Raw genomic sequence first — 3852 nt, 5'->3', positions numbered from 1 at the left:
GAGGGTGACCGGGTCTGTGACACCTGTCACGGCCCCCTGCATGCGATGAGCCAGGAAATCCGTCGAGAGTTACAAGTCATTCCCGCGCAAGTCAAAGTCATCGAACATGTCCAAGAGGTTTACGCGTGTCGGCAGTGTGAGCGCGACGCGCTCACCACGCCTATCAAAACGGCTCCGATGCCCCGCCCGGTCTATCCCGGAAGTCTGGCGTCCCCGTCCCTTTTGGCTTTTACCCTCCACCAAAAATTTACCGAACATCTGCCTCTGTATCGGCAGGAACAGGAGTGGGCACGCCTTGGCGTGCCGTTGTCCCGTCAGACCTTAGCCAACTGGGTTATTTATGCCGCGCACACGTGGCTCAAACCCGTCTATCGGACGTTGAAGCACTCCTTGGTTCAGCAGGATATCGTGCAAGCGGATGAAACGACGCTGACCGTACTCCATGAAACGGGCCCGCCGGGCCGAGCAAAAATCCTATATGTGGCTCTATCGAACGGGACGAGAGGGTCCCCCGATTGTGCTCTATGAGTATCAGCCGGGACGGCAGGGGGCCTATGCGCGACAATTTCTGACGGGATTTCGGGGTTACTTGCAATGTGACGGCTATGTCGGCTATCGCGAGGTCCCGGATGCCACGCTGGTCGGCTGTTGGGCGCATGCTCGACGTAATGATAAGCTGACCGTAATGGCTAGTTAGTCATCACCACTCCGTGAACGACATCACAGAATGGCCGCTTAACTTTGCATTATTTCCTCTTGGCTGGTCTATAGTGGTGCTGTCCCATAGGGACAACCAAGGGGGGTAGATGACATGAACCATCGACTTTCGTTTCCGCTAGCTGACCTCATCACGCACGTCGAAGAAGAATTAAAACGGGTGGGCTATGGTTCCCGCACCATCAATCGCTACCAGCGCCCATGGGTCCGCCTCGCCGCATATATGGCGGATCGTGGCCTCAGCTATGACACCCAGGTAGGTCTCAACTTTCTGGAAGAGGTGTACCACATCACGATCTTCACGGCCCTCACCAATGAGGACAGGGTCCGTGCTCGGGCCATCACGGTCCTCAACGAGTATTACCTGCACGGCATGGTGCGACCACGGTATCGGAAATCGGCCGTGTCCCTGCTCACGCGATATTCGGAAGTTCTGGCCGACTTTCAAGCAGCCCAGCAAAGGCAACGGTCTGCAGTGACACTTAAGGGGTATGAGAAATATTTGGGAAAGTTCCTGCTGTACTTGGAAAACCACGCAGTGACGGAGTTAGCCCAAATAACGGCCGGTACGATCGTGGCCTACACCGACATGCTGTGCAGCGACACTCCAGCGACGCTTTATAATGCCCTCGGTGCTCTCCGAGTCTTTCTCCGGCATCTCCATGCACAGGGGCTGGTGGCACAGGATTGGTCGTCCACCATGCCAAACGTCCGGCGGCCGCCGGACGCGCATTTGCCCTCCACGTTTTCAACGGAGGAGATTGAGCACATTCTCGGCGCGGTCGATCGGGCCAATCCCACGGGCAAGCGGAACTATGCCATGCTGCTACTCGCTGCGCGACTTGGTCTTCGATCCGGGGACATTCGTCACCTGACCTTTGCCGACCTCCGCTGGGAGATCAACGTCATTGATCGCGTGATAGAGAAGACTGGAAAACGCGTCACCTTGCCTCTCTCCGAAGAAGTGGGTATGGCTATCATCGATTATGTTAAATATGGTCGGCCGACGACCGACAGCAATGTGGTTTTTCTCCGTCATATTCCGCCCATTCAACCCCTGACAGCCCCCACCTTATCCGGTATTGTCAAACAATATATGGCCCGCGGAGGGGTAGTACCCCAGTCTGGACATCGTTCGGGGCCGCATGCCATGCGGCATGCGCTGGCCAGCAGGTTGCTCGAGGACAACGTTCCGCTGCCGGTTATCGCCGAGGTTCTGGGGCATAGGCAAACCCGAACCACCGGAAGATACCTCAAAATCAGCGTCGAGCAGCTCCGCCGCTGTGCATTGCCGGTTCCCGTGTTCGACTGGAACGTGGATAAGGAGGTGTTCTGATGGCTGCCCCCAGACCGTCGCTTCCCGGAGAGCTTGGCCGACTCATTGACGCGTTCGTCGCACACAAGCAGGCGCTAGGATACCGATATCGGGTGGAATCTGAGCAGCTTGCCCGGTTTGCTCAAGTCGCCCAGGCTGATCCTATCCGAGATCGCGTCATTCCCCAGAGTGTCGTCGACCGATGGGTTGCGCGGATTCCCGGTGAGCGATGGGGAACCCAGCGGATCCGCGTGAGCTGTCTGCGGGTGTTTTTGCAATGGGCCCGATCTCAAGGCTACGAGACGCCCCTGCCTCCCCCCTTGAAGCGCCAGTCAGCACCGTACGTTCCTTATATTTTTACCGAGGAGGAAATGGAGGTTGTCCCAAGCTTCGTGGAATTTCGCTAGCGTATCCTTTCTCGTGATTTAACCGATTTGCTCGGTTTTTTGTTCCGGCATTTTGGAACACGTGGCTTTTAAGGCCGTTTGCAACACGGGAATCTCACGGTAGCCAGGGATCCGCGTCAACGTGTCTTCGATGAAAAAACTTGCCGACGCCATCCACCGTAAGACTTGTTGCCCATTGGTCCAATGTTTGACATTCTGGGCATGGGTCCGAAATTGACTGTTGATGGATTCCAGGGCATTGGTGTTCGCCAACGTTTGGCGCAAGAGGCCCGGAAGGCCTAATCGATGGACAGTTAAGGTTTCGGCGAGTCCTTCCCGAAGGCTTCCGGCGGCGCCGGGATGGTCCCGTTCCAGCTCTTTCGCGAGCGCTTCTAATGCCTGTGCGGCTGTGTCCGCATCCGGTTCTTGATACGCCTTCCGTAAGCGCTGGCGGACCCGATTTTCTGCGGATTTCGGCAGGTGATCGAGTACATTCCGTTGCTTGTGGATTTGGCAGCGTTGGATGAGGACTTGATCACCCCAGACCTCGCGCACCGCTTTGGCTAAGGCCTTGGCGCCATCGATAACCACGAGTAATCCCTGCGCGGCCGTCAGGCCGCGGGTGATGAGATCCTGCAATAAGGCCATGACCACGGTGTGGTTTTCTGTCGCCCCTTCGACCAATCCCAAGACGCGTTTGTGGCCGTCGGCATCAATCCCTAACGCGCCGACCACTAGATGATCGGCCACACGCAAACCATCGATCATCACCACCACCCACGTCCGGTCATCCAATCGGCGCTGGAGGAAGCGGTCGAGGGCCTGTTGGGTGGCTTGGATAAAGCGGCGGCTCACCGTGCTTTTGCTGGGGCCCGGCTGCTCCATCGCGGCTTCAAAGGCTGCATCAGCGTGGCCCTGTTGGCGGCTCGCTAAGCCATACAGCATCCGTTCCAGTACGGCTTGTGTCGCCAGCGTCGGGTCCTGAAACCGATGGTAGGTGTCTAACGGAATTTCCTCCGAACCATCAGCCGCCCGCACCCGCGGGTGCGGAACGGAGATTTTGCGATCCCCCAAAAAGACGCTGCCGACTTCGGTCCCGTGTCGGACCGCTTGGCGTTGCGGATCATGACGGCCTTTAGGCCCTGCCAACTGCTCCACCTCGGCCGCCATCATCTGTTGCAAAACCTGCAATCCGACCCGGATCGACAGCGCCAATAACCCGTCTTCGGCATCCTGGAGGATGTCCACCCACGGCACCGTCACCGGCTGTTCGGGAAGCGATTTTTTCTTTATACTGGTACTCACTAGCGATTCTCCTTATGATGGATCAGACCTCTCTAGTAAACCAGAGAGCCATCAGGATCGCTAGTTTCAATTTCCNCGAAAAATGGGGCATTCTCAATGTGGGATGTAACTGGGATCGATAAACACGAG

Annotated in this window: 3 protein-coding genes and 1 pseudogene; 3 read left to right on the top strand and 1 reads right to left on the bottom strand. The window is 57.1% G+C overall.

Features of this window, described 5'->3' with window-relative positions:
- The 3 genes and pseudogenes from tnpC to B8987_RS04500 all read left to right on the top strand — a co-directional run.
- Positions 1 to 667: pseudogene (tnpC, locus tag B8987_RS04515) on the top strand (IS66 family transposase); the annotation flags it as partial.
- A gap of 144 nt (positions 668 to 811) precedes the next feature.
- Positions 812 to 2053, top strand: a complete 1242-nt coding sequence (locus B8987_RS04505; protein ID WP_084660914.1) for a tyrosine-type recombinase/integrase — start codon at positions 812 to 814, stop codon at positions 2051 to 2053.
- Positions 2053 to 2439, top strand: coding sequence for a hypothetical protein (locus tag B8987_RS04500; RefSeq protein ID WP_242940618.1), 387 nt, complete (start codon positions 2053 to 2055; stop codon positions 2437 to 2439). The genes B8987_RS04505 and B8987_RS04500 overlap by 1 nt, the downstream gene beginning before the upstream one ends.
- A gap of 18 nt (positions 2440 to 2457) precedes the next feature.
- Here the strand turns inward: B8987_RS04500 and B8987_RS04495 are convergent, their stop codons facing one another.
- Positions 2458 to 3723 carry an IS256 family transposase gene (locus tag B8987_RS04495; protein ID WP_084660913.1) on the bottom strand — a complete coding sequence of 422 codons (1266 nt, stop codon included), beginning with the start codon at positions 3721 to 3723 and terminating at the stop codon, positions 2458 to 2460.
- Positions 3724 to 3852 lie beyond the last annotated feature (129 nt).

The sequence above is a fragment of the Sulfobacillus thermosulfidooxidans DSM 9293 genome (assembly GCF_900176145.1).
GTDB lineage: Bacteria > Bacillota > Sulfobacillia > Sulfobacillales > Sulfobacillaceae > Sulfobacillus > Sulfobacillus thermosulfidooxidans.
The sequence above is the reverse complement of the archived record's forward strand: the minus strand, read 5'-3'. Positions and strand labels throughout refer to the sequence as shown.